The organism is Rhizobium sp. WSM4643, from assembly GCF_025152745.1.
Lineage (GTDB): Bacteria > Pseudomonadota > Alphaproteobacteria > Rhizobiales > Rhizobiaceae > Rhizobium > Rhizobium leguminosarum_I.
Window position 1 is genome coordinate 428,842 of sequence record NZ_CP104041.1, and the last position, 23,408, is coordinate 452,249.

Here is a 23,408-nt window from a genome sequence, read left to right on the forward strand (position 1 = left end):
GCAACCGCTTTGGCGCAATACCGACGACAATGAAGATATCGCAGTTCGTCCGGCAGCAAATTGGACGGATTTTGGATGCTGCGGCAACTCACCGGCAGGTGGTCATCCCAAGGATAACATTCACGAAAAACTCGAACCGGACTTGTCCCAGCCTTCCTTGACCGTTTCCATCGCGACGTTCGTCGATGTGCTGGCGACGTGGGGCAGTGTCGAGATGCGCTCGCCGAGGACGCGGCGGTAGCGGCCGATATCGCGCGTGCGGATCTTCAGGAGATAGTCGAACCTGCCGGCGATCATATGGCACTCTTCGACTTCGCTGATCTTCTTGATGGCATCGTTGAAGCTTTTCAGCGCGTTCTCGCGGGTATCGGAGAGCTTCACCTCGACGAAAGCAATGTGGTCGAGCTGCATTTTCGACGGATTGAGGACGGCCTTGAAGCCTTCGATATAGCCTTCGCTGATCAGCCTTTTGAAGCGGAGCTGGCACGGCGTCTTCGAGAGGCCGACACGCGCCGCGAGATCGGTGATCGACAGTCTGCCGTCCTCGGCAAGAGCCGCGAGGATTTTCCTGTCGAATTGGTCCAATTCACTAAAGATATCGGGTTCGCCAGCCATTCGAACTCTCAAGAGTGCTTTAATAAGTTCATACAGGCTGATATCTGCAAAAATCAAGTGAGATCGAGATCTGCGATCTGTGATACTTTGTGCGTCGACAATGGGATGGAAGGCGCAGGCGCTGACGGATCGCCAGGATCGCATCGGCGCCGCACGCAAAATGGGGTCATGCATGCGCAAGGAAGAACCGGATGACGATCAGAAGCCGAACCTGCTCGCCCACTACCGACCGGTGGCGATAAGAGCGGTTGCTGCGGCGCTCACCCTCAAGCGCAACAATCCGGATGCGCGTCCGCTTCGCGAGACGGAATATTCCGGCCCGGCCGCCTCGGACGACGCTGATTGGGACGATGAACCCGGCGTCTCATTCATCCGTTAAACTAGATATCGACTGATAGAGACCTTCATGTTGAACGCAGCGATCGAGACTACTCCATCCAAAGACGCCGCCGACGGCGCGCCGTTTTCCGGCTTTGCGCCACCGATCCGACCGCAATCCGAACTTCGCCAGGCCATCACGGCAGCCTATCGCCGGCCGGAAACCGAGTGCCTGCCGCCGCTCGTTGCCGCCGCGCGTGTCTCCGAGGCAAAACGCTATGACATTCGCAGTACGGCCCGCAGCCTGATCGAAGCGTTGCGCGCCAAGCACAAGGGGACCGGTGTCGAAGGGCTGGTGCAGGAATATTCGCTCTCCAGCCAGGAAGGCGTGGCACTGATGTGCCTCGCCGAAGCGCTGCTGCGCATTCCCGATACCGAAACGCGGGACGCGCTGATCCGCGACAAGATCGCCGAGGGCAACTGGACCTCCCACATCGGCGGCGGAAAATCCATGTTCGTCAATGCCGCAACCTGGGGCCTCGTCGTTACCGGCAAGCTGACGTCGACCGTCAACGACCGAAGCCTGTCGGCAGCGCTGACGCGGCTGATCGCGCGCGCCGGCGAGCCGGTCATCCGTCGCGGCGTCGATATGGCGATGCGCATGATGGGCGAGCAGTTCGTCACCGGCGAAACGATTGCGGAGGCGCTGAAACGCGCCCGGCCGCTGGAAGCGCGCGGCTTCCGCTATTCGTACGACATGCTGGGCGAGGCCGCCACGACGGGCGCCGATGCCGAGCGTTATTACCGGGATTACGAAAAGGCGATCCACGCCATCGGCAAGGCGTCGGACGGGCGCGGCATCTATGACGGCCCGGGCATATCGATCAAGCTTTCGGCCCTGCATCCGCGTTACGTAAGGTCGCAAGCCGGACGGGTGATGAGCGAGTTGCTGCCGAAGGTGAAGAAGCTCGCCGCTCTCGCCAAGACCTATGATATCGGCCTCAATATCGACGCAGAGGAAGCCGATCGGCTGGAGCTTTCGCTCGATCTCCTCGAGGACCTTTGCTTCGCCCCTGAGCTTGCCGGATGGAATGGGCTCGGCTTTGTCGTGCAGGCCTATGGCAAGCGCTGCCCCTTCGTCCTCGACTACATCGTCGATCTCGCGCGCCGTTCCGGGCGGCGGATCATGGTTCGTCTCGTCAAGGGCGCCTACTGGGATGCCGAGATCAAGCGCGCCCAGTTGGATGGTCTCGAGGATTATCCGGTCTATACCCGCAAGATCTACACCGATGTCGCCTACGTCGCCTGCGCGCGCAAGCTGCTCGATGCTCCGGATGCGGTCTTCCCGCAATTTGCCACCCATAACGCGCAGACGCTCGCCACGATCTATCGTCTGGCCGGTCCTGATTTCACCGTCGGCAAATACGAGTTCCAGTGCCTGCACGGCATGGGCGAACCGCTCTACGACGAGGTCGTCGGCAAGGAAAAACTGGACCGGCCCTGCCGCATCTATGCGCCTGTGGGAACACATGAGACGCTGCTCGCCTATCTGGTGCGGCGCCTTCTGGAAAATGGTGCCAATTCCTCCTTCGTGCACCGCATCTCCGATCCGAATGTCTCAGTCGAGGCGCTGATCGCCGATCCCGCCGAAATCGTCGCAGCCATGCCTGCCGTTGGCGCGCCCCACGCGCAGATCGCCTCGCCGAAGGCTCTTTACGGCAACGCTCGGGTAAATTCCGATGGTCTCGATCTCGCGAACGAGGCCACGCTTCTGGATTTGGCTGAGGCGCTCACTTCTACGGCTGCTGCGCCGTGGCATGCGCTTCCCATTCTTGCGGATGGCTCTACGGATGGGGTAACACGCGATGTTCTCAATCCTGCCGATCACCGGGATGTTGTCGGCACGGTGACCGAAGTGAAGGTCGAGGACGCCACGCGCATCGTTCGCATGGCTGCGGAGTACGCGCCGCAATGGGCCGCCGTACCGCCGGCCGAGCGCGCGGCCTGCCTGGAACGGGCCGCCGACATCATGCAGGCCCGCATCAAGGTGCTGATGGGCATCGTCATGCGCGAGGCCGGAAAGTCTGCGGCCAATGCCGTCGGCGAAGTGCGTGAGGCCATCGACTTCCTGCGCTATTACGCCGAGCAGGCGCGCAAGACGCTGGGCCCCTCGCATGCGCCTCTCGGCCCGATCGTCTGCATCAGCCCGTGGAATTTCCCGCTGGCGATTTTCACCGGGCAGGTCGCCGCAGCTTTGGTGGCCGGCAATCCCGTGCTTGCCAAACCGGCCGGTGTCACGCCGATCATCGCTTCGGAGAGCGTGAAGATCCTTCACGAGGCGGGCGTGCCTGTCGGTGCCTTGCAGTTCGTGCCCGGCAGCGGCCGCCTCGGCGCCGGCATGGTCGGAGCGGAGGAGACGGCAGGCGTCATGTTTACCGGGTCGACCGAAGTTGCCCGCATGATCCAGGCGCAACTGACGGAACGGTTGTCGGCGAGCGGCAAGCCGATTCCGCTGATCGCCGAAACCGGCGGCCAGAACGGCATGATCGTCGACTCCTCGGCATTGGCCGAGCAGGTGGTGGCCGACGTCATTGCCTCTGCTTTCGATAGCGCCGGCCAGCGCTGCTCGGCGCTCAGGGTTCTCTGCCTTCAGGACGATGTCGCCGACAGGACGCTCAACATGCTGAAGGGCGCCTTCCGCGAGCTGACGATCGGCCGTACCGATCGGCTGAGCATCGATGTCGGCCCTGTCATCAACGACAGCGCAAAGACGGAGATCGACCAGCACATCGAGCATATGCGCGGCTTGGGCCGCAAAGTGGATCAGCTGCCGCTGCCCGAAAGTGCGGCGGCGGGGACCTTCGTTCCGCCGACGATCATCGAGATCCAGTCGCTGTCGGACCTGACGAGGGAGATCTTCGGACCGGTCCTGCATGTCGTCCGCTTCAAGCGAAACGGGCTCGACCGTCTGATCGACGACATCAACGCATCGGGTTATGGTCTGACATTCGGGCTTCACACCCGGCTGGATGAAACGATCGCGCATGTGACCAGCCGCATCAAGGCTGGAAACCTTTACGTCAACCGGAACATCATCGGCGCCGTCGTCGGCGTGCAGCCGTTCGGCGGCCGAGGCCTGTCGGGAACGGGACCGAAGGCCGGCGGTCCGCTCTATATCGGCCGGCTGGTGCAGCGTGCGCCCGTGCCGCCGCAGCAGGATTCCGTTCATACGGACCTCGCCCTTCGTGACTACATCGTCTGGCTCGACAAGAAGGGCCTGTCGGGCGAGGGGGAAGCGGCGCGTGGATATGCGAGCCGCTCGGCGCTCGGGCTCGAACGTGAACTCACCGGTCCGGTCGGCGAGCTCAATCTCTACGCGCTCCATCCCCGCGGCCGTATTCTCATCGTGCCGCAGACGGAAGGCGGGCTTCATCGTCAGATCGCCGCAGCCCTATCGACCGGCAACCACATCGTCGTGGACGCCGGCTCCCTATCGAAGTCAGTCCTGGCGGATCTTCCGGCGGCAGTCGCCAGCCGGATTTCCTGGACATCCGATTGGGAAAAGGACGGGCCGTTTTCCGGTGCCCTCGTCGAAGGGGATCGCGACAGGGTCCTGGCCGTCAATCAGAAGATCGCCCACCTGCCTGGTCCGCTTCTGTTGGTCCAGGCCGCGACGACCGAGGAATTGGCGAGCGATCCCGAAGCCTATTGCCTCAATTGGTTGCTGGAGGAAGTGTCGACGTCGATCAACACCGCGGCTGCCGGGGGCAATGCAAGCCTGATGGCCATCGGCTGAGTGACAAGGCGAGGGCGCAGAAAATATGGTCATCGTCGGCATATATCGCCGATCAAACTCAGACGAGAAGAGGGCTTCTGAGCGCTGCATGACGCGAAGCGTGTTATTCCAGTTATTTGCGTAGACGATTCACGTCATGCAGGTGGAGGGAGGTTCAGTCGAAGAAGCCCGCATCCTCTTCCCTGAGATATCTCCTTGCCGCTTCTGCGTCGATATCGAGGCCCAGCCCCGGCGCTTCCAGCAGGTCCACCATGCTGTCCTTCACGATCTGCGGCGGCAAGCCGACGACCAGATCCTCCCACCAGGGGTCGGTGGCGCTCGGATATTCGAAGGCGACGTAATTTGCCGGCAAGGTGGCGCAGACATTGATCAACGCGCCGAGCCCCAGCAGGCCGTTGGCGGTGCCGTGCGGTGCCATCAGGATCGAGTGCATGTAGGCGTGCTCGGCGACCCATTTGAGCTCGGCAATACCGCCAATATCGGCTGGATCGGGGCCGATGACGCGTACCGCCTGCGTCTCGATCAGTTCCTTGAAATTGTGCCGCAGGTAGATCTGCTCACCAGTGTGGATCGGCGTCGAGGTGGAGGTTGTCAGTTCCCGATAGGCTTGCGGATTGACCCACGGCACGTAGTCGCCAGTCAGCATGTCCTCGAGCCACATCAAATTGTACTTCTCGACCGCGCGAGCGAACCTGATCGCATCGGGCAGCATCCAGCCCGGCCCGCAGTCGAGCGCCAGGCTGACTTTGTCACCCAGCACTTCCTTCATCGCGATCACGCAGTCGAGCATGTGATTGAAACCCCGCTCGCTGATCACGCCCTGATCCATGGCACCGTGATAGCCTGCCTTCTTCTGCGTCACGCCGTAGTGGAAGTCCTCGATGGTGTCTTTCATGTTGGAGTGGAACGAGATTCCTTGCTTGACCATGAAGAAGTTCTGCGGCTGCTCCATCATCCATTTGACGTCGGCGGCGTAATCCTCCGGCCGGTCGCCCGTGCGTTTCTGGCGGATCGAGCCGTTGTAGACGCGCACCTTGTCACGCACCTTGCCGCCGAGCAGTTTATAGGCGGGCACGCCCGCGGCCTTGCCGGCAATATCCCACAGCGCATGCTCAATAGCGCTCACCGCCGCGCCGTACGGCTTGAAAGAGCCGCGTTGGCGGATCTTCAGCATCACTCTCTCGACGTCGGTCGGGTCCTCGCCGATCAGCGCCTCGCGGAAATGCAGCACAAAGGGCTTGAGGTAGGTCTTGGTGAATTCGACTTCGCCTAAGCCATAGAGGCCCTCGTCCGTCACGATGCGGACAATCGGGTGTTTGCCGATAACGGCACAGCGGAGGTCGGTGATCTTCATCTTCGGTTCTTTTGCCTCAGCTCCAGGTGCGATCCCAGGAATACTCATCGTCCCAGCGATCCGTAGGCTGCCAAATGCCGGTGACGCCCGGCTGCAGGTGCTGCGAGATCACCTCGTCGATGACATCGTCAATCCCCAGGCCGGGCTTGTTCGGAACGGTGATAAAGCCGTCCTTCACGAGTGGCTTGGGAAGGCCGGTGACGATATCGTCCCACCAGTCGACATCGACAGAGTGGTATTCGAGCGCCATGAAGTTTTCAGTCGCGGTCGCGACATGGGCCGCGGCCATGGCGGCGATTGGACTCTCTGCCATGTGGATGGCCATGGCGACGCCATGGTCCTGCGCCATATCGCCGATCTTTTTGGTCTCGAGAATGCCGCCGCTGGTGAGCAGGTCCGGGTGGATAATGGAGAGGCCGCCGCTCTTGAGCAGAGGCCCGAAGCCCTCCTTGAGATATATGTCCTCGCCGGTGCAGATCGGCACCGTCGTGGCGTCCTGCAGTTGTCGGTATTGCTCAGTGTACTGCCATGGGATCACATCCTCGAGCCAGGCCGGCACGTATTTTTCAATTCGCCTGGCAAGGCGAATGCCGTTCTGCACTGAGATGTGGCCGATGTGATCGATGGCGAGCGGAATATCCATGCCGATGACTTCACGAACCTCGGCGATGTATTGTTCAAGGAAGTCGAGACCCTTGTCGGAAAAGTGGAGGCCGGTAAACGGGTGCGGGACGTTATGCAGATCGTACGCAGCGTTGCGGGCACGCCGCTCTTCAATAGTCTTCAGCGGCCCGCGACTGGGACCGTTTCGGTATCCTTCTAGTGAGCCGGCAGGAAACACGACCGCACCGGGCACATCAGCGATCTGCATCAGCCCCAGATCCATCTTGAGGAAGGTGAATCCGAGCTCCATGCGCTGCTTGAGGCGCCTGCCGGTCTCGGTACCGCTCGGCACGGTGGCATCAGTATCGCAGTAGACGCGCACTTTCTCCCGAAACCGGCCGCCGAGCATCTGGTAGATCGGGACGCCATAGGCCTTGCCGGCAAGATCCCACAACGCGATTTCAACCGCCGATACGCCGCCGCCTTGCCGACCGTGCCCGCCGAACTGCTTGATCCGGCGAAACAGGCGGTCGATGTCGCAAGGATTCTCGCCAAGCAACCGGCTCTTCAGCATCAGCGCGTAGGTGGCGCTGGCGCCGTCGCGCACCTCACCAAGCCCGACGATGCCCTGGTTGGTGTAAATCTTGAGCAGCACCGAGGTGAACGGCGCGCCGATGATTTCGGCGACCCGCATGTCCGTGATGCGAAGGTCGGACGGCCTGGAATGCGTGTTCACTCGATTGAGCGCCTCGTCGGCTCCATCTGCCTCTAGCATGATTTGATCCTCATCTGATCGGCTGGGTTCGCCGCCGCGCACGCTGGGGGCGGCGTAGATTGTTGGCTAGGCCAGTTCAATCTCGTGATTTTGAAGGTAGTCGCGGTTCATTTCGACGCCGAGACCGGGCTTGGGCGAAAGCTTGAGGCTGCCGTTCGAAACATCGAGTGGTCTGTCGATGAGGTGATCGTATTTGCCCAGGTTCCACTCCGACGTTTCCAGTTTGTAGAAGTTGGGAACGGTCATCATCACCTGCGCTCCCGCAACCACGTTGATCGGTCCAGCGGCGTCATGTGGCGAGACGGGAATGTAGTAGGCTTCGCATAGGGCAGAAATCTTCTTGAGTTCGGTAATGCCACCGGTCCAGGTGACATCAGGCATAATGTAGTCAGCGAGTCTGTTTTCGAGCACCGGCACGAAATCCCACTTCGTGTGGCCGCGCTCGCCCCACGAGATAGCGACGCTGACCTTTTCGCGCACCTGCCTGAGAGCGTTGAGGCTCTCCGGTGGACAAGGTTCCTCGAACCAGTCGATCTGACCGGCTTCCTCGAGGCTCCGACAAAGGCGAATGGCGGTGGGAACGTCGAAGCGGCCGTGCGCATCGATGAGGATGTCGACATCAGAGCCCGCCGTTTCGCGGATCAGAGCCGTAAGTTCGGCGGCTTCGCGCTCGTCCTTGCGGGTCATGCTGCCATCGAGGTAGCCGTCCCGCTGTTCGCGAGGCAGTCCATCGGCGGTGCGGCCTTGGTAGGGGAACGGATCGAACTTGAGCGCCGTGTGGCCGGACTCGACGATGTCTCGAATTTCCCGGACCACAGCCTCCTTGCTGGTAAATTTGGCCTGGTTGGGATGGGTGTAGAGCGCAATTTCATCGCGGACCGGTCCGCCCAACAGCTCGTAAATTGGCTTGCCCAAGACTTTGCCTCGGATGTCCCAAAGGGCTATGTCAATGGCGCTTACACATTCGACTGCGGCGCCGCGACTGCCCATGTAGGTGAAGCTGCGGAATATCTTGTGCCACAGATATTCGATACGCGCCGGGTCCTCGCCTGTCACCGCAGCGCCGATCTGTCGCAGGATCGTGCAGAGCGCGCGATTGGCGAGCCTTGTCGTGGTGGTGATCTCTCCCCACCCGCTCACCCCCTCATCGGTCGTCACTTCGACGAACAGAAACTCTCCCCAATAAGAAGCATCGGACTTGATCAGCCACGGCCGAACGCTGGTGATTTTCATCTCAACTGCCTTTACTGAAATGGTCGGGATAACGATATTCCAGGCTATCTATTCTATCCTGCCCGAGCGGCATTACGCGCACGCATGTGTTCGAGAATGTGCCGGCCGGAGCCCTCGACATGGCGTGCAATGAGTTCGGCTGCCTCGTTGGCATTTCCCGCTTTTACATGCGCGATGAGCTCGCGATGCTCGTTAAGGATCGCGGCACGCCGGGCGAGCGTGAAGTTGAAACGCCGGCTCACGGCTCGAAGCACTTCGCGATGCTTCCACCAAAGCTCGGCGGCATGGCGGTTGTAGTGCTTTTGGTACATTACGGTGTGAAAGGCGGTGTCCAGCTCGCTGTGCCTGAACGTGTCGTCGAAGTTATTGTCTTCGATCAGGCCTTGGATGCGTTCGAGTTCGGCAATGTCCTCGACGGTGGCCATATTCACGAACCATCGCGTCAGTGCCGGCTCGATCAAGACTCCGATCTCATAGATGTCCCGAACAAAATCCTGATCTATAGGCCGGACGCGCGCTCCGCGGTTGGGAACGAGGGTGACAAAGCCTTCTCCGCGCAAAAGTTGCAGAGCCTCGCGCACGGGATTGGTTGAGGTGCCGTGGCGGCGGGCGAGATCGGTGACCACAAGCCGCTCGTTGGCAGCGAGCCGCCCTTCGATAATGTCATCCCTGATCAGTTGATAAAGCGAGGCGCCCTCGCTGGAGGCCTCGATTGCGTCGATCCCTTCGGGTGGCTTTGCTTTAAAATCGCTTGTTCCGGCCAAGACGGTCCCCAATCAATACACATACTGCTCGGATATCACGCAAGGCTTCTGTAAACAATGTACGATTTCTTTGATTGACAGACAATCTTCAATCTGAAAACGTATGATTAGGTCTAAGGGATACATTGTGTGGAAAGTCCCGCGACCGGGGAGCAAAGACCGCTCGCCTCGACGCAGAGCGGCATGGGAGAACCTGGAGGATACCTTATGACGAGGATTTCACTCGGCGGTGCCGTCCTGCGCGGCGCTGTCTCCACTGCTTTGATGGTATCGTTGATGTCCGCATCGGCGCTGGGTGCGCCGGTCGACTTGAGCAAGTGGTCGCCGCAATATGTGCGCTCCATTGCCGGCACAGAGGATTTTGACACGGCGGCCGATTGCGCCAAGGTCACGCCCCTCGACTACAAGGGGCGACTGACGTTCTGGTATCAGGGCGTGTTCGAGGGCGACCCCGACCTCCTGCGTCAGTATTACAAGGAGTTCTTCGAGACCTTCCGCAAGACCTATCCAAACATCCAGCTTGAGGAACAAGCCCTCACCTATAACGATCTGCTGGACAAGTTCCGGACGGCGCTCCTCGGCAATGCGGCGCCCATGGCGGTCCGCCTGCAAATCCTGGGCGGCACGGAGTTCGCCTCGAAGGGCTATTTGCAGCCGCTCAAACCCGAGGATGTAGGGTATTCGACCGAGGATTTCTGGCCCGGCGCAATGAAGGCTGTAACCTGGGACGGCGTGACCTACGGCATTCCCACCAACAACGAGACGATGGCGTTCATCTGGAACGCCGACGTCTTCAAACGTGCAGGCCTCGATCCGGACAAGGCTCCGGCAACCTGGGACGACGTCGTCAAGGATTCCCAGCAGATCCACGATAAGCTCGGCATTGCCGGCTACGGCCTCGTGGCTCGCAAGAATGCCGGCAATACGCCGTACCGCTTCATGCCGCAGCTGTGGGCCTATGGCGGCGGCGTCTTCGACGAAGCGACCGCCAACCCGACCTATAAGCAGGTCGAGCTCAATAGCCCGCAAAGCAAGGCGGCATTGCAAGCCTCCTACGATATGTATGTTCGCGACAAGTCGGTTCCGGTTTCGGCGCTCACCAATCAGCAGGCCGACAACCAGCCCCTCTTCCTCGCTGGTCAGCTCGGCATGATGATCTCGCACCCGTCCGACTACAACGTCATGCTCGACCTGCAGAAGAAGGCGACGGGTACCGACAAGGATAAGGCGCAGACCGTCATCGACAACATGCGCTACGGTCTGATCCCGACGGGCCCCGACGGCAAGCGTGCCGTCGTGTTTGGCGGCTCCAACATTCACATCCTGAAGCCCGAATATGTTGAGGGCGGCAAGGTAGACGAGGCGGCCGCAAAGGCGATCATCTGCATGTGGACGAGCCCTGAATGGTCGCTGAAGATGGCCTATGCCGGCTCGAACCCGGGAAACCTTAACGGCTTCAAGACCAAATGGATGAAGGAACGTCTGGACAATATCAAGTTCCTTGATGTCACGACTTCGATGCTGCCATACGGTATCCCGTTCCCTGCGCTGCCACAGTCCCCCGAGATCATGAACATCATCATCCCGGACATGCTGCAGAATGCCCTGACCGGAGCCATGACCGTCGACCAAGCAGCGGACGACGCAGCCAAGAAGGTGAAAGATCTGATGGACGGCGGACTCTAGTCCAAGCCTGACGATCTGACCGGCTGCGCCTCGATTGCAGCCGGTTTGTTCCCAAGAACAAGGGCAGGGCACAGTGACGATCTTGACTGGCAAGGCCGAGGCTCGCCGAAGACTGCAACCCGACGGGTCCAGTGTGCTGCGAAAGATTTGGGAGCATCGCGCTGACTACGCGTACGTGCTTCCTGCGATCGCCGTGATGCTCATCGTCATAGCCTATCCGATCTATTATACGATCGAGCTGTCGTTCTTCAATACGCCGCCGGGCCTGCAGCTCCGGGACAAGACTTTCATCGGCCTCGGCAACTACACCGCCATCCTCACAAGTCCGGTGTTCTGGACAGTCACCTCGAACACTCTTATCTGGACACTGGGATCCACTTTCATCTCATTTGTCCTGGGGTTTGCCAGCGCGCTGGCGCTCCATCGCGACTTTGTCGGCCGTGGCATCCTGCGCGCCGTCCTGATCATTCCCTGGGTCATCAGCGCGGTCGCCGCCTCCTATATCTGGAAGTGGATCTACCATTCGGACTTTGGGATTATCGGCGCGGTGCTGGTCGGCCTCGGATTGGCCGACAGGCCGCCGAATTTCATCGACAGCGTCAGCACAGTGCTGCCTTCCCTGATCGTCGTCAATATCTGGCGGGAGTTTCCGTTTGCCATGATCATGATGATGGCTGGCCTGCAGACAGTCCCGGATCAGTTGCTGCGCGCGGCAAAAGTCGACGGAGCCAATGCATGGCAGCGGTTCTGGCACGTCACCTTCCCGCACTTGAGAAATGTCTCGACGGTGACGATCCTTCTGCTGGCAGTGGCCAACTTCAATTCTTTCATCATCCCTTGGATCATGACCGGCGGCGGGCCGTCGAACGCATCGCATATCTGGATCACCCATATCTATGAGCTCGCCTTCGGCCGCCAGCGCTGGGGGGTGGCATCGGCCTATTCGGTGCTGCTGTTCCTGATCCTGATGTCGCTCGGCTACTTCTACGTCCGCGCGCTAAGCGGCAACGAGCGGAAGGATGGGAGCGCATGAGCACGATTGCCGAGACTGTTCCTCGAGGCAAGGCCGGTCGCCGTATGCGCATCGACGGATGGCGGTGGGGCGGACGCATCTTCCTGGTGTTCATGCTGCTTTACACCGCGTTGCCGATGATCTGGATGCTGATCACCTCGATCAAGTCCGGCTTCGCGGCCATGCAATTCCCGCCGCAATGGTGGCCTGACCAACCCACCCTCGCCAGCTACCAGAAGCTGCTCGATCCGCAAAACAGCGTCGGCCAGGACTTCCTCCGCTTCTTCTGGAACAGCCTTTTCGTCTCCACCGCCACGACCATCCTTTCGGTCATCGTGGCAGTTCCTGCGGCCTACGCGTTTTCGCGCTTCACCTTCCCGGGCCGAAACTTTCTGTTCTTCGCCGTCTTGCTTCGCAACATGTTCCCGGCCGTAATCTTTCTCGTGCCACTCTTCATCCTGATGCGCGCGATCGGGCTGGTGAACACGCATGCGTCGCTCATCCTCACCTACCTCACATTCGGCCTGCCGCTGGCAATCTGGCTCCTCAAGGGCTTCTATGACAACATCCCGGTGCAGCTCGAGCAGGCGGCGCGAATCGACGGGGCAACGCGGTTCCAGGCCTTTGTCCTGATCGTGATGCCGCTCTCAGCGCCAGGAATCATCGCTACGGCGATCTATGCCTTCATCGGCGCGTGGAACGAGTACATCTACGCCTACACCTTCCTCTCCAAGAACGAGCAGTTGACGCTGCCGGTCGGCATCCAGCGTTTCTTCTCGGAAAATACGACGGACTTTCCGGGCCTGATGGCGGCCAGCTTTATGATGAGCGTGCCTGTCGTGGTCCTGTTCCTCGTCCTGCAACGATACTTCGTCCGCGCCCTTACGGAAGGCGCAGTCAAGCACTAGAGGAGTTGCCGGTGGCCCACGTGGTCCTCAAAGATCTGGTCAAGACCTATGGCAGCTTCAAAGCTGTCAACAATGTTTCGCTGACGGTCAATGACGGCGAATTCGTTGCGCTCGTCGGCCCTTCAGGCTGCGGCAAGACGACCACGCTCAATCTTGTGGCGGGGCTGATCCCCATCACATCGGGCGACATCGTCATCGGCGACCGGGTGGTCAACGACCTCGACCCCAAGGACCGGGACATCGCAATGGTGTTCCAGAACTACGCGCTCTATCCGCAGAAATCGGTCTACAAAAACTTGGCGTTCCCGCTGCAGATGCGCAAACTGCCAAAGGACGAGATCGACAGGAAGGTCAAGGAAGCAGCGCGCGTGCTCGACATGACGCAGCTGCTCGAGCGCAAGCCGCGCGAACTTTCGGGCGGGCAACAGCAGCGCGTGGCGCTCGGCCGCGCCCTCGTTCGCGATCCGGCGGTTTTCCTGATGGATGAACCACTCTCCAATCTCGACGCGAAGCTGCGCGTGCAGATGCGCTCGGAAATCAAGCGTTTCCACCAGGACCTCAAGGCAACGATCATCTATGTGACGCACGACCAGCTCGAAGCCGTGACCATGGCCGACAGGATGGCGGTGATGAACGGCGGCTACCTGCAGCAATACGATTCACCGGCGCAGGTCTTTGCCCATCCGGTGAACATGTTCGTCGCCAGCTTCGTCGGCAGCCCGGCGATGAGCCTCGTTCCGCTGGAGGCAGCAACGGCAAGCGGCAATACGGTGTTGACCAGCGCGGAGGGCTGGCGCCTCGAACTCTCGCCACATAACGCCCAGAAGGTCGCGAGGGCAACCACCAGGAGAGTCGTGCTCGGCGCACGTCACTCGACGATCAAGCTGCACAAGAGTGCGGTGCCAGGAGCCCTTCCTGCCAAGGCCTACACGGTCGAGCCGACCGGAGACGTCACCTTCGTACAGGCGTTCCTGTCCGGCGCCATCGTCAACGTCAGCGTGCCGCCGACCATTGCCGTCGCGCCCGACGAGCCTATTTGGCTCGAGTTCGACCAGGAGCGGATGCATCTGTTCGACGGCGAAACAGAAATGGCTCTCAAGGCCAACTGAGACAGAGCCGATGCGTCTGGAACGAGGGTGTGGATGACTACGAAGCTTAAAATCACCGCGATCAAGCCCTATCCGGTATGGGTGGGAACCCGCAACCAGATGCTGGTCAAGGTCGAGACCGACAACGGCATCTTCGGATGGGGAGAGAGCGGCTTGAGCGGTCGCGAGAAGGCCGTGGTCGGCGCGATCGAGCACTATCGCGAATTTCTCATCGGCCGCGACCCGATGCAGATTGGTCGGATCTGGCAAGAAGTTTATCGAAGCCAGTACTTCGAAGGCGGGCGCGTTCTGCAGGCGGCGATTTCCGCCATCGACATCGCCCTTCACGACATCAAGGGAAAAGCGCTGGGGGTGCCGGTCTACGACCTGCTGGGCGGCAAGCAGCGCGACCGCATTCCTACCTTCGCCTCGACCGGTGACGAGGCGGAGGGCGATGTTGCGATCGAACGAGCCCGCGAACTACGTGCACAGGGATGGCAGGCGATCCGCTTCTTTCCCATCGGGCAAAACAGCAAGGATATCTTTGAGCCGCGCCAGTCGATCGGCGCGACCGCAGCCATGCTAAACAAGGCGCGCGAGGCGCTGGGCGACGACATCGTCATCGGCATCGACTATCATCATCGGCTGTCGGTGGCAGAGGCGGCGAGCTTCTGCAACAAGCTCGGCCGTGGCGTGCTTGATTTCATCGAGGAGCCGATACGAGACGAGACACCCGAGGCCTACGAATCCTTGCGCACGATGACCGACATCCCGTTTGCCCTCGGCGAGGAATTTGCCAGCAAGTGGCAGTTCCTGCCCTACATCGAACGTGGCATCCATCAGTTCAACCGGCTCGATGTTTGCAATGTTGGCGGGCTCACCGAAGCGATGAAGGTCGCTGGTTGGAGCGAGGCGCACTATGTGGACCTGATGCCGCACAATCCCCTCGGCCCAGTCTGCACGGCCGCGACCATCCATCTCGCTGCCGCGGTGCCGAATTTCGCTTGGCTCGAGACCAGGGCGCCCGAAGCAAAGCTCGGCTTCGACAATTCCGACTTCTTCCCCGTGCAGCCACGGCTCGACGGCCCCGACTATCCGGTCAGCGATCTGCCGGGGCTCGGCGTCGAGGTCAACGAAGAGGCGGTCAAGGCGGAGAGCTTTCGGTTCTGGGAAGCGCCTCACCTGAAGCGCCGCGACGGTTCTGTTACGAACTGGTAGTTCATCCAACGGAGTCTAAAATGACGCATACTCCCGACATTACGCGGCCGCCCAAAGATATGATCGACGCGCTGAAGGAAATCGGCGCCGCGACGGTTGCCGGCACGCTTGGCCACATGGGCTTCCGCAATCCGCACATGGTCGGTCCCGTGCCGCAGAACCGCGGGAAGTCGATCGTCGGGCCGGCGCTGACGCTCCAGTTCATGCCGCAGCGGCCGGACCTCTTCACCGAGGGAGAATATGCCGATCCAGAGACGCAGTTGCACCGGCACGTGCTCTATCACGCGCAGGAGGGCGATGTGGTCGTGGTCGACGCGCGCGGCGACATGAGCTCGGGCGTCTTTGGCGATATGATGTCGACATATTTCAAAGGCAGAGGTGGCGCTGGCATTGTAATCGACGGGTGCATGCGCGATCGGCCCAATGTCGAGAAGCTGGATCTCCCCCTATGGCTGCGTGGCTGGACTCCCAACTACCATGTGCAGACCAGCATCTATCCGAACGCCGTCAACGTTCCGATTGCCTGCGGCGGTGTCACGGTCATCCCAGGCGATATCATCGTCGCCGACGACGACGGGGTGGTGGTGCTTCCAGTCGCAATGGCCTCGAAGGTCATCGAAGAGTCGCAAAAGCATCACGATTGGGAGGAGTTCTCGCGAATGAAGCTTATGGAGGGCGGGTCGTTGCAGCGCTACTATCCGCTGCATGACGATGCCCGCGGAGAGTACGACGAGTGGCGCAAAACAAACCACTTGGGGACCCGAAGCTAGCCTTTCGATTACCGAGGCAGCGGCGACCTGCCGCATCGACTTGCGCACCGCGCCGAGAAAGGCGTGGCTTGCGTTTCTCCGTCAAATGCCGGCCGCAACCTGATTGGCATGTGCAGTGCGCCTAAAATCCGCTTGACAAAACGTGTCCGCTGCCACTATTGGGTAATCGATAACCCAAGGAGGATGGTGAAGATCGTGGCGGTATCACTTTCTGACATCGCGGAACGTGCGGGCGTCTCGGTAAAGACGGTTTCCGGCGCCTTGCACGGCGGCTCCGCCCGCATGTCGGACGATACGCGCCAGAAGATCAAGGCCATTGCGGAAGAATTCGGCTACGTCACCAACTTTGCGGCGCGTGGCGTGCGTCAGGGCTGGCTGCCGCTGGTCGGCGTCGTCTCCGACGGCCTCATCACTTCGCCCTTCGCCACCGAGATCGTGCGTGGCCTCGACGGGGCGGCCCGCAGCGCCGGCATGGCGGTCTTTGCGGTCAACCACAGAAGCGGCCAGTCTATCGGCTCGGTGCTCGACGAGGTGCAGCAGTTCCGGCCGCGCGCCGTGGCTTATGCCGCCATGTACCACAAGCATGTCGCCCTGCCGGACAGGTTGTTGGGCGCCGTCGGCGTGATGATCAACTGCCGCGAGGCTGCCGGCCGCGTCACCGCACTGGTCCCGGACGAAGAGGGAGGCGCGCGGGAGATCGTGCGATATCTCCTCGTCGCCGGCCGCCGGCGCATCGCCTTCATCAATCTGCCGGGCATTCTCGCTGGCACGCTACGTGAGATGGGGTTTCGTGCGGCGCTTGAGGAGGCGGGCATCGACCCCGTCGGCGTGTTGCCGGCGGTGCGCCGCAGCGTCTACAGCGACCGCGCGCCAAGCCTTGTCGCCTCTCATGTGGAGGCGCTTCTGACATCCGGTCAACGGCCAGATGCCATCCTGTGCGGCAATGACCGCGTGGCGATGGAAGTCTATGCGGCGCTCGCCCGCGCCGGCCTTCGCATTCCGGATGATATCGCGGTGGCAAGCTTCGACAACCAGGTCGAGCTTGCCTCGCGGCTGGACCCGCCGTTGACGACGATGGCCCTGCCGCACCGCGCCATGGGCCGCCTTGCCATGGAGATCCTCCTGGCCGAGCAGCCCGAACCGCCGCATCTGCGGAAACTGCCGTTCCATCTGGTCGAACGGGCATCCGTCTGAATATCGAGTGTCTAACAGGAGGAGAATATCAATGAGCACTTCAATGGGTAATCGTTTACTTTCAACAATCTTCGCGTCCGCCGCGCTGGTCGCGACCGCCGGTTTCGCCGAGGCGAAGACCGTCATCCACGTCATGCACCAGGGCGATCCGGGCTGGGTGAAGGCCTATGGCGATGTTGCCGCCCGCTTCGAGGCAGCCAATCCCGATGTCGACATCGAGATGATCTACGCGCCGCACGATGCCTATAACGAAAAGTTCAGCGCCGCCGTCATGGCCAAGCAGCTGCCCGATATCATGGAACTCGATGCTCCGTTCCTCGCCAATTATGTCTGGTCCGGCTATCTGCAGGCCGTCAAGCCGCTGATTGACAAGGACCTGCTCGATGACATGACGGATTCGAATATCGCCCAGGGCACCTATCCGATCGACAAGGACCTCTATGCGATCGGCCTCACCGACTCCTCGGTCGTGCTCTACGGCAATAAGAAATATCTTGAAGCCATTGGCGCCCGCATTCCGAAATCGGTCGACGATGCCTGGACCCGCGAGGAATTCGAAGGCTATCTCGAAAAGCTTTCCAAGCTTGAAGGCGTGAAGTGGCCGATCGATACCTTCCGGGGTTACGGCATCAAGACCGAGTGGATCACCTATGCCTACGGCCCTCTGCTCGAAAGCGCCGGCTGCGACCTGATCGACCGCAAGACTTGGAAGGCCAGCGGCACGCTCGATGGCGAGGCCTGCGTCAAGGCGCTGACGATGATGCAGGACTGGGTGAAGAAGGGCTGGGTCGTACCGACTTCGTCGGGCACCAACCAGTTCTACGCCGAGGGACAGCCGGCCGCGCTCGCCATGGGCGGGCACTGGTTCTACGCGGAGGCATCGGCAGCGATGAAGGACAATGTCGTCGTCATGCCGCTGCCCAAGATCGGCGACAAGGGCGTGAGCCCGAACGGAACCTGGATCTGGGGCATTTCCGCGACCTCGGAAAACCCTGAGATCGCCGGCAAGTTCCTGAGCTTCCTGCTGAAGGACAAGGACTATCGGGAGTACGCCAAGACCCAGTCCGCCTATCCGGGCCTGAAGAGCTTCGCTGCCGCATCCCCGCTCTATGCGGAAGGCGGTCCGCTCGCCATCGCCTTTGAGCAGGCTTCCAAGACCGCGATCGCCCGTCCGCCGCACCCGGCCTATCCGACGATCACCTCGGCCTTCATGCAGGCCGTCGACAAGATCTTCAACGGTGGTGATGCGCAGGAAGCGCTGACGGCCGCTGCCAAGAAGATCGACGAGGATATCGAGGACAACGCCGGCTACCCGCCCTTCGACGAGCAGCAGTAAGGGGTTTTGACGGGGCCGGCTCGTCCTGCCGGCCCTGGACCGTCTCGGGAGGATGACCGATGAGGAGGAAACAATGACTTTGCAACAGACCTCCACGCCCGCTTTGGGACGTCCGGCGAAACGCCGCGACAACAAGCGGCTCTGGCAGGAAATGGCGATGATCGCGCCTGCCTTTCTGCTTATGGCGATATTCCTGATCACGCCGTTCCTCTTGTCCTTCTGGACGGCGATGACCAACCAGCCGCTCGTGCCGCGCCCGACGCCGGTGCGCTTCGTCGGCCTCCTGAATTTCGAGCGCGTCTTCACCGATCCGCTGTTCTGGACCTCGCTGTGGAACGTCACGCGCTTCACCGTCTGGGTGCTGCCGCTGCAGTGCGGCCTCGCCTTCCTGACCGCACTACTCTTGCATCAGAAGCTGCCGATCCAAAACCTGCTGCGCGGCCTATTCTTCCTGCCGGCGATCACCTCCATGGTAGTGGTCTGCGTCATCTGGGGCACGCTGTTCCAGTATCCGAGCGGCCCGCTCAATCAGATCGTCGGTTTCCTTTCCGGCGGTACGATTCAGCCGATCGACTGGCTCGGCGACCCCAACTGGGCGATGTTCTCCATCGTGTTGCTTTCAGCCTGGCAGGCCTATGGCTTTCAGATGATCATCTATCTCGCCGGCCTGCAGGGCATTCCCGAAGAACTATACGATGCCGCCCGCATCGACGGGGCAAGCGCGCTGCGCCGCTTCTGGCACGTCACCATGCCCGGCCTTCGCCCGACCCATGTCTTCGTGCTGGTCATCACCACGATCCAGGCCTTCAAGCTCTATACGCAGGTGGCGATCCTCACCCAGGGCGGCCCGAACGAAAGCACCGAAACCGTCGTCCACTACATGGTGCGCGCCGGCTTCGAGGAGCAAAAACTCGGCTACGCATCGGCCGTTTCCGTCATCCTCTTCGTCATCGTTCTTCTGATCGCGCTCCTGCAACGCAAACTCCTGAGGCGCTTCGATGTCTGATCTCGTTTTGACCCAGCCCGCCTCCCTGGCAATCGCAAGGGGCAACGGCAAGAGAAGCCTGCGCATCGTGCAGAGCCTCTGCATCCTGATCATCGCGCTGGTGATGATCTCGCCGCTGTTCATGCTGCTGATCGCCAGCCTGAAGGACGACCGCTTCCGCATCCTCGCCGATATGGGCAGCTTCCGCGCCTTCTGGGTCAGCGACCCGACGCTGTCGAACTACAAGGAGATTGCCCATTTCTCCGGCGAGCTGGCCTATGGCCGATATCTCTTCAATTCGCTAGTGATCTTGGTCGCCACAGTCGTCTCGGGACTGATCGTCAATTCCATGGCGGGCTTCGTGCTGGCCTGGGGTTCGCTGCGCGGCAAGGCGACGCTCTTGGCGCTGGTCGTCGCACTCTATGTCATCCCGCAGGAAAGCATCATCATGCCGCTCGTCGTCATGATGTCGCGGGCGGGGCTGACGGATACCTTCGCGGTGCAGATCCTGCCCTGGGTGGCAAGCCCGCTCTATGTTTTCCTCTTCTACCAGTTCTTCGCGCAGCTGCCGAAGGAACTCTATGAAGCGGCGGAAATGGATGGCGCATCGGCCTTCCGCATCTACCGATCGATCTACATGCCGCTCAGCCTGCCGGCGCTCGCCACGGTCTCGATCCTCATGGGCATCGAAAGCTGGAACCAGTATCTCTGGCCGACGCTGGTCACCCAGACCGACTACGCTCGGCCGATTGCCGTCGCCATCGCCACCTTCTTCGGACAGGACAGCATCTACTGGGACCGCGCCATGGCCGCCTCGGTGCTGATGATGATCCCCGTCCTCATTCTCTATCTGGCTTTCCAGCGCTGGTTCGTCAGTTCATTCGTCGGCTCCGCCGTGAAAGGTTGATCATGTCTCTGCAGGCAAAATCCGAAACGTCAGCACTTGAAACCATTGAAGCGGAGCTGCCCAAAGGCACGGTGCTGCATCTCTGGCTGAAGGCGCGCCATGCCGGCGGCGAGGCGAAGCTCTTCGTCGCCGTTAATGGCAACGACATCGGCGAGCCCTCGACCCGCCGCACGGGGGAATTTGAGTTCTTCGCTGTGACGCTCGCGATGGGCGGTTGTGCCACGCTGTCCTATGATGCGACAACCACAGCGCTCTCCGTCGCTTATGCCTTCCGGCCGGAAACCGTGATGAAAGAGGGTATCCGCCTCCTGCACAGCGATGCCCGCGCCGCCGCCCCCGACGTGCCCGACGGCTACCATTTCCGCCCGCCCTTCGGCTGGATGAACGATCCGAACGGTTTTGGCCGGTTCGGCGGAAACGTTCACCTCTTCTACCAGCACTATCCGCATGAGCCGCGCTGGAACACGATGCACTGGGGCCATGCCGTCTCGAAGGATTTCGTCCGCTGGACACATCTGCCCGTGTTCCTCTTCCCGGCGGCGCATCTATCGGAAAAGGACGATGGCCGCGGCGGCGCCTTCTCCGGCTCGGCGATCCCCGGCAACGGCGCGGAAGGCGAGGAAATCCGCGTCTTTTACACCGAGCATGTTCGTGACCGGCAACCGGAAGAGCAAATCCAGCTTTCCGCCGTCAGCCGCGACGGCATCGTCGCAGGCCCGCCGGAAACCGTGATGCCGCTGCGCCCGGAAGGCTTGAACCTCACCACCGATTTCCGCGACCCCTATGTTTTCAAAGGCCCGGACGGCCGCTGGAAGATGCTGCTCGGCAGCCGCGACAGGCAGGGCGGCGTCGTACTGCTCTATGAAACCGCAGACGCGCAAGGCGCCGATGGCTGGATCTTCCTCGGCATCATCCATCGCGAGGACGGTTTCGGCATGACGGCGGCGGAATGCCCCTGCATGGTGCCGCTTTCCGGCAAAAACGCAGAAACCCGCTGGGCGCTGATCTTCGGTTTGCTCACCAGCCGCGACCCGGCCACCGGCCGCCGCAACCTCACCTCCGTCACTGTCGGCGGATTCGATGGCCGCACCTTCACGGCGGAGTTCGAGCAGGAGTTGGATTTCGGTTCGGATGCCTATGCCTTCCAGGCCTTCGTTGACGGCGACGAGCCGGTCGGCATCGCCTGGCTCGCCAACTGGTCGGATTTTTCCAAAAAGGATGATTTCCCGACGACCATGACCCTGCCGCGCCGCGTACTTCTCGACGGCGACACCGTGCTGACCCCGCCGGTCGCAGCCGTCGAAAGCCTGCGCCATCAGTTGCTTGATGACACCGCGCTTGCCGCCGGCAAGACCGTGCCGCTCGGCACCGGCGCCGTCGAGATCGTACTTGATCTCACCGAGCCGGGCGCAGCCTTCGATCTCACCTTCGATCATCCGGATGTCGATCTAGCGGTGAAACTCGATGCCGATGGTCTGGCGATTGTCTTCGACGCCCGCGCCGGTAAGACGCCGCCGCGTTACGTCGCCGCGCGCGCAAAACCGTCGAGTCTGCGCATCTTCCTCGATGCCGGCTCCATCGAGGTCTTCGCTGACAACGGCCGCTGGACGGGGTCCAAACGCATTCCGGGCTTTGCCGCCGCACGTTCGGCAACGCTCATCGGCGCCGTCGCCGCGGCCGGCGTCTGGCAATTGAATCTGTGAGGGAGGACAGACAATGGCATCTGTAGCAATCGACCGGGTTCTGAAGCAATACGGCGCGGCCTCGGTTATCCACGGGGTTTCCGCGGATATCGCGGACGGTGAGTTCGTCACGCTCGTCGGGCCGTCCGGCTGCGGCAAGTCCACGCTTCTGCGCATGCTGGCGGGACTAGAGGATATCAGCGGCGGTGAAATCCGCATCGACGGCCGCGTCGTCAACGACGTCGCGCCGAAGGAGCGCGATATCGCCATGGTGTTCCAGTCCTACGCGCTCTATCCGCACATGACGGTGCGCGAAAATATGGGCTTTGCCCTGAAGCTGCAGGGGCGCGATAAGGCGACAATCGACAAGCTGGTGGGAGAAGCCGCCGGCATTCTTGCACTTGAACCGCTGCTGGAGCGCCTGCCGAAACAGCTTTCCGGCGGCCAGCGCCAGCGCGTCGCCATGGGCCGTGCCATCGTACGCCATCCGAAGGTGTTCCTCTTCGACGAGCCGCTGTCCAACCTCGACGCCAAGCTGCGGGTGACCATGCGCAGCGAGATCAAGGAGTTGCATCAGCGCCTTGGCACGACCATCGTTTACGTCACTCACGATCAGATCGAGGCGATGACCATGGCCGACAAGATCGTCGTCATGCGCGCCGGCCGCATCGAGCAGATCGGCAAGCCGCTCGATCTCTACGACCGCCCAGATAACACCTTCGTCGCTGCCTTCATCGGCTCGCCGTCGATGAACCTCTTCGAGGGCGGCGTCAGCGACGGCGGCTTCCGTATCGGAGGCGGTGTTTCCCTGCCGCTTCCGCCGCAATTGAGCCAAAGCGCGGCGCGCATCTATGGCATCCGCCCTGAGGACCTCGACATTGCGGAAACGGGCATTCCGGCCACCGTGCTGACTGTCGAGCCGACCGGTGCGGAGACCCATCTTTCGGTCCGTGTCGGCACGCAGACGGCAACCATCGTGCTGCACCGGCGGGTGGATTTAAGGCCCGACCAGCAAATCCACCTCGCGCCCAAATCCGAGAAAATCCACCTCTTCTCCGCCGAAGGCAATCGGCTAGGCTGATCCCCCGACGCCTGCCGCCGAGCCGCGTCCGTCAAATGACGGGCGTCGCTCGGTTTCGAAGCCATCCAGCCTTGCGACGTCTT

General features: G+C 61.3%; 19 protein-coding genes. 14 read left to right on the forward strand and 5 right to left on the reverse strand.

The features are described 5' to 3' along the window. Positions 1–120 precede the first annotated feature (120 nt). Positions 121–615, reverse strand: a complete 495-nt coding sequence (locus N1937_RS25900; RefSeq protein ID WP_260059250.1) for an Lrp/AsnC family transcriptional regulator — start codon at positions 613–615, stop codon at positions 121–123. Positions 616–787: 172 nt separating this feature from the next. Here N1937_RS25900 and N1937_RS25905 point away from each other — a divergent pair, with 172 nt between their 5' ends. Next, positions 788–994: a hypothetical protein gene (locus N1937_RS25905; RefSeq protein ID WP_260059251.1), complete on the forward strand. Its 207-nt coding sequence runs from the start codon at positions 788–790 to the stop codon at positions 992–994. Positions 995–1,021: 27 nt separating this feature from the next. Next, entirely contained in the window at positions 1,022–4,729 is a 3,708-nt protein-coding gene (putA, locus tag N1937_RS25910) for a trifunctional transcriptional regulator/proline dehydrogenase/L-glutamate gamma-semialdehyde dehydrogenase (protein ID WP_260059253.1), read from the forward strand. A gap of 154 nt (positions 4,730–4,883) precedes the next feature. Here the strand turns inward: putA and N1937_RS25915 are convergent, their stop codons facing one another. The 4 genes from N1937_RS25915 to N1937_RS25930 form a co-directional block, all read right to left on the reverse strand. Beyond that, a complete protein-coding gene (locus N1937_RS25915) occupies positions 4,884–6,083 on the reverse strand; it encodes a mandelate racemase/muconate lactonizing enzyme family protein (protein ID WP_260059254.1) in 1,200 nt (399 codons plus the stop codon). 16 nt (positions 6,084–6,099) lie between these two features. Beyond that, on the reverse strand, positions 6,100–7,461 hold the full coding sequence (locus N1937_RS25920; RefSeq protein WP_260059709.1) for a mandelate racemase/muconate lactonizing enzyme family protein: 1,362 nt from the start codon (positions 7,459–7,461) through the stop codon (positions 6,100–6,102). 66 nt (positions 7,462–7,527) lie between these two features. Continuing rightward, positions 7,528–8,694 carry a mandelate racemase/muconate lactonizing enzyme family protein gene (locus tag N1937_RS25925; RefSeq protein ID WP_260059255.1) on the reverse strand — a complete coding sequence of 389 codons (1,167 nt, stop codon included), beginning with the start codon at positions 8,692–8,694 and terminating at the stop codon, positions 7,528–7,530. Positions 8,695–8,747: 53 nt separating this feature from the next. Continuing rightward, on the reverse strand, positions 8,748–9,458 hold the full coding sequence (locus tag N1937_RS25930) for a GntR family transcriptional regulator (protein WP_260059257.1): 711 nt from the start codon (positions 9,456–9,458) through the stop codon (positions 8,748–8,750). Positions 9,459–9,665: 207 nt separating this feature from the next. Between N1937_RS25930 and N1937_RS25935 the strand changes: the two genes are divergently transcribed. The 12 genes from N1937_RS25935 to N1937_RS25990 all read left to right on the forward strand — a co-directional run bounded on the left by N1937_RS25935 (position 9,666) and on the right by N1937_RS25990 (position 23,325). Beyond that, positions 9,666–11,144, forward strand: a complete 1,479-nt coding sequence (locus tag N1937_RS25935; protein ID WP_170276026.1) for an ABC transporter substrate-binding protein — start codon at positions 9,666–9,668, stop codon at positions 11,142–11,144. Positions 11,145–11,217: 73 nt separating this feature from the next. After that, on the forward strand, positions 11,218–12,177 hold the full coding sequence (locus N1937_RS25940) for a carbohydrate ABC transporter permease (protein ID WP_017967551.1): 960 nt from the start codon (positions 11,218–11,220) through the stop codon (positions 12,175–12,177). Further along, positions 12,174–13,064, forward strand: a complete 891-nt coding sequence (locus N1937_RS25945; RefSeq protein ID WP_260059272.1) for a carbohydrate ABC transporter permease — start codon at positions 12,174–12,176, stop codon at positions 13,062–13,064. Before N1937_RS25940 ends, N1937_RS25945 begins: the two co-directional genes overlap by 4 nt. A gap of 11 nt (positions 13,065–13,075) precedes the next feature. Continuing rightward, complete coding sequence (locus tag N1937_RS25950; protein WP_260059274.1) at positions 13,076–14,173, forward strand: ABC transporter ATP-binding protein; 1,098 nt, start codon at positions 13,076–13,078, stop codon at positions 14,171–14,173. 33 nt (positions 14,174–14,206) lie between these two features. Then, a complete protein-coding gene (locus N1937_RS25955; protein WP_170256623.1) occupies positions 14,207–15,370 on the forward strand; it encodes a mandelate racemase/muconate lactonizing enzyme family protein in 1,164 nt (387 codons plus the stop codon). Between the two features lie 20 nt (positions 15,371–15,390). Beyond that, on the forward strand, positions 15,391–16,140 hold the full coding sequence (locus N1937_RS25960; RefSeq protein ID WP_260059276.1) for a ribonuclease activity regulator RraA: 750 nt from the start codon (positions 15,391–15,393) through the stop codon (positions 16,138–16,140). 183 nt (positions 16,141–16,323) lie between these two features. Further along, complete coding sequence (locus N1937_RS25965) at positions 16,324–17,334, forward strand: LacI family DNA-binding transcriptional regulator (RefSeq protein WP_260059278.1); 1,011 nt, start codon at positions 16,324–16,326, stop codon at positions 17,332–17,334. Between the two features lie 43 nt (positions 17,335–17,377). Next, complete coding sequence (locus N1937_RS25970; RefSeq protein ID WP_260059710.1) at positions 17,378–18,670, forward strand: ABC transporter substrate-binding protein; 1,293 nt, start codon at positions 17,378–17,380, stop codon at positions 18,668–18,670. 73 nt (positions 18,671–18,743) lie between these two features. Next, complete coding sequence (locus N1937_RS25975; protein WP_260059280.1) at positions 18,744–19,676, forward strand: carbohydrate ABC transporter permease; 933 nt, start codon at positions 18,744–18,746, stop codon at positions 19,674–19,676. Then, positions 19,669–20,562, forward strand: coding sequence for a carbohydrate ABC transporter permease (locus N1937_RS25980; RefSeq protein WP_260059281.1), 894 nt, complete (start codon positions 19,669–19,671; stop codon positions 20,560–20,562). Before N1937_RS25975 ends, N1937_RS25980 begins: the two co-directional genes overlap by 8 nt. Before the next feature lie 2 nt (positions 20,563–20,564). Continuing rightward, positions 20,565–22,265, forward strand: coding sequence for a glycoside hydrolase family 32 protein (locus tag N1937_RS25985; protein ID WP_260059282.1), 1,701 nt, complete (start codon positions 20,565–20,567; stop codon positions 22,263–22,265). 13 nt (positions 22,266–22,278) lie between these two features. Further along, a complete protein-coding gene (locus N1937_RS25990) occupies positions 22,279–23,325 on the forward strand; it encodes an ABC transporter ATP-binding protein (RefSeq protein ID WP_260059283.1) in 1,047 nt (348 codons plus the stop codon). The last annotated feature ends 83 nt before the right edge of the window (positions 23,326–23,408 follow it).